The organism is Myxococcus sp. RHSTA-1-4, from assembly GCF_020037125.1.
Taxonomy (GTDB): domain Bacteria; phylum Myxococcota; class Myxococcia; order Myxococcales; family Myxococcaceae; genus Myxococcus.
Genome location: NZ_JAIQDG010000091.1, coordinates 1 through 3,212, shown reverse-complemented (window position 1 = coordinate 3,212; position 3,212 = coordinate 1). Strand labels below are relative to the sequence as shown.

Annotated in this window: 4 protein-coding genes; all 4 read right to left on the bottom strand. The window is 69.5% G+C overall.

Features of this window, described 5'->3' with window-relative positions; all coding sequences use genetic code 11:
• Positions 1-151 precede the first annotated feature (151 nt).
• The gene (locus K8638_RS43990) at positions 152-535 is read right to left on the bottom strand and encodes a transposase domain-containing protein (protein ID WP_370644260.1); all 384 of its coding nucleotides are present in this window, start codon (positions 533-535) and stop codon (positions 152-154) included.
• Positions 536-558: 23 nt separating this feature from the next.
• Positions 559-2,259 (bottom strand): IS66 family transposase, encoded by a 1,701-nt coding sequence (locus K8638_RS43985; RefSeq protein ID WP_223760776.1) that lies wholly within the window; start codon positions 2,257-2,259, stop codon positions 559-561.
• 88 nt (positions 2,260-2,347) lie between these two features.
• Positions 2,348-2,689 (bottom strand): IS66 family insertion sequence element accessory protein TnpB, encoded by a 342-nt coding sequence (gene tnpB / locus K8638_RS43980; protein ID WP_223760775.1) that lies wholly within the window; start codon positions 2,687-2,689, stop codon positions 2,348-2,350.
• Positions 2,686-3,039: a hypothetical protein gene (locus tag K8638_RS43975; protein ID WP_223760774.1), complete on the bottom strand. Its 354-nt coding sequence runs from the start codon at positions 3,037-3,039 to the stop codon at positions 2,686-2,688. The genes tnpB and K8638_RS43975 overlap by 4 nt, the downstream gene beginning before the upstream one ends.
• Between the last annotated feature and the right edge of the window lie 173 nt (positions 3,040-3,212).

Sequence of the window (3,212 nt, the reverse complement as noted above, 5' to 3'; positions counted from 1 at the left end):
ACCACCTGCTGGACGCTTTCGAGCGGCACCAGTTCCCGCTCATGCTTCGGGTGGCCGGGTTGCCCGCCGGGACGTCGGGTATCCGATGCACGAGCACCGTCTTCCCTGGTGAGGAAGTGCGGCGCAATCTGCCAGAATGACCAGGACTCTCTCAGCGCGACGTCTGCTTCTCTTCGGACGGGGGCGCCAGCGGCTCCGGAATGGTGAGGTTCCCCACCTCTGCGTCGAGTTCGGCGGCCACCAGGCGAGCGCGCGTGGCGGCCCAGTACTTGGGGGCGAGCTCCAGGTAGCGCTCGCGGGGCCAGTGCGCCAGCACGCGCAAGAGGTCCCTCAGGTACGCCTCGGGGTTGAGGCGGTGCAGCCGGGCGGTGGCGATGAGGGTGAAGAGGTGGCCGGCGCTCTGGGCATGGTCATCGCTGCCGACGAAGAGCCACGCCTTTCTTCCGACGGCAATCCGCCTCAACTCCCTCTCGGAGCGGTTGTTCGTATCCGATGCACGAGCACCGTCTTCCCTGGTGAGGAAGTGCGGCGCAATCTGCCAGAATGACCAGGACTCTCTCAGCGCGACGTCTGCTTCTCTTCGGACGGGGGCGCCAGCGGCTCCGGAATGGTGAGGTTCCCCACCTCTGCGTCGAGTTCGGCGGCCACCAGGCGAGCGCGCGTGGCGGCCCAGTACTTGGGGGCGAGCTCCAGGTAGCGCTCGCGGGGCCAGTGCGCCAGCACGCGCAAGAGGTCCCTCAGGTACGCCTCGGGGTTGAGGCGGTGCAGCCGGGCGGTGGCGATGAGGGTGAAGAGGTGGCCGGCGCTCTGGGCATGGTCATCGCTGCCGACGAAGAGCCACGCCTTTCTTCCGACGGCAATCCGCCTCAACTCCCTCTCGGAGCGGTTGTTCTCCAGCAGCAGCCGGCCATCGTCGAGGACGCGTCGCAGGGCTTCACGCTGCCGCACGGCGTAGCCGAGCGCCTTGCGCAGCAGGCCCCGCTCGGCCTTCACCTTCTCGTGCTCCGCCTCGGCCCAGGTGAAGAAGGCGTCCACGTGCGGGCGCAGGTGGGCCTGCCGCAGCCGGTGAATCTCCGGCACGGGCTTTTGCCGCCACATGGCCTCCAGCTCGAAAATGCGGCCGATGCGTGCCAGCCCCTCACGGGCCACGACGCTCTTGGCCACCGTCGCCTCCCAGAAGCCTCGTCGGCAGTGCGACCAGCACGCCACCTCGTGCCTCACCGCGGCCTCGCCGTCCGGCGGTTCCTCCTCGGCGGGCCGGAAGAGGGCGTCGTAGACGCTCTTCGCATCGGCTTGCACATAGCCGCTGAAACCCTTGAAAAGCTCCAGCACCGCGGCGCTCGTCTCCTTCGGCGTGTACTCGAAGAAGACGGCGTCCTTGTCGGCCACCTGCACGAAGTAGTGGCCGCGTCGGCAAGGCTGACGCCGCCCCTCGTCCGGCACCGGTTGCACCGCCACCCCCGTGGCGTCCGTGGCGATGCAGAAGGCGGTGGCCAGCGCCTCGTCGCGCATGGCGGCCACCACGGTGGCCCCCACCGTCGCGCCCACGTCCTCCACCCACCGGGCCATCGTTCCCCGGTCCACCGGCACCCCGTCGCGCGCGAAGCGCTGCTCCAGCCGGAAAAGCGGCAGCCCGTCGCAGTACTTGGCGATGAGGACGTGCGCCAGCAGCGACGGCGCGGCCAGGCAGCGGAAGAAGAGCTCGGGCGGCTTCATCGCTGACTCCAACTCCGCCTCGCCATCGGCGCCCACGGTGCGGTACTTCACCCGGGCAATGACGAGCCGGCGCATGCCGCCCCGCTGCCAGGCCAGCTTGCAGCTCTCCTCGAAGCCGATTCGCTCCGCCTTGCCCTGGGCGACGAGCTCGTCGAAGAGCGGGTCGGCAATCTCCACCCGCTTCTCTTCCAGCGGCAGACTTCTCAAGTCGCGGCGGCCCGAGGGCTTGCGCTTCTTCTTCGACGCCCCGGCGTCCCCTGACGTCTCGTCCGGTGCCATGCCCAGCGTGCCGGCCACTTCCTCCAGGGCGCGCAGCTTCTGGGCGAACTCCAGCTCCAGCTGCCGGGTGTCCACCCTTTCGGCCTTCGCGACGAAAAGCCGGCGCTTGAGCATCTCCAGTTCCAAGCGCAGCCGCTCATGCGAGGCGCGCAGCACGTCCCGCTCTTTCTCCAACTGGGCGCTGCGCTGCTTCTCGGCGCTCAGTAGCGCTTCGAGCTCGGCGATGCGCGCCAGGGGGGAGGGAGTTGACTCGGGTAACGGCACCGTGGGCCTTGTAACTCTCCACGTCCGCGCTGTCGACACCCTCCTGGCAGGTAGGCCTCAGCGCCTTGGCGCCTCGGTGCTCCTCGCCTCAATGCGGGCGAGGGCCTCGACGCGGCGCCTCGACGCGCAGCCCGTCCAATAGCTCCTCCAGAACGTGCTCCTCTACCGCCAGGCTGCTGGCGCCCTCCTCCAGCCCCTGCGGCACCTGGAAGCAGCCGGAGTCCAGCCGCTTGTAGAAAAGGCACAGCCCCGTGCCGTCGTAGAAGAGCACCTTGAGCGCCGTGCGCCGCTTGCCGAAGAAGACGAAGAGCGCGCCACTGCGTGTCTGCCGGCCCAGGCGCTCCTCAACCAGGCCCGCCAGTCGCTCGAAGCCCCAGCGCAAGTCGATGGGCTCCAGGCCCAGGAAGATTTCGACGCCGTGCGGAATCATCGCCCGCCCCTCCACCCAGCGGCCTCGAGTGCCTCCAGCGCCACCCGCACCGTCGCCGTGTCCGCGCCCGGCGGCACCAGGACGCGCGCCCCTCCCGCTTCGATGAGGACCGCGGCGGCCAGCGGGGCGGACCGGGCGGCGACCGGCGGGGGCATGGACCCCGTGTCACGCACCAGCCGAACCAGGGGAAGTGCAGCCCCCTCCTCGACGCGTGCGGCTCCCGCCAGACGACTGGACCACCGGTACAGCGTGCCCGTCGTGAACGCCTGGCCCTTGCAGTACTCCGCCGCGCTCACTCCACTGGCGCGCCAGTCTGCCACTCGCTTCTTCCACAGCTCGGTGTCTGCCATGCACGCCACCTTGAGCGCGCCGGCTCAGTGACGCCAGACGGTGCTCGTGCTTCGGATACCGACTACCCGCGCAAGCCCTTCCTCGAAGCCGTCCGGAGCGCGGCCCACTACGGCCTGTACGACCTGGACCGGCTGGAGCGCATGGTGCTGCGCAACATCGCCACCGAGTACTT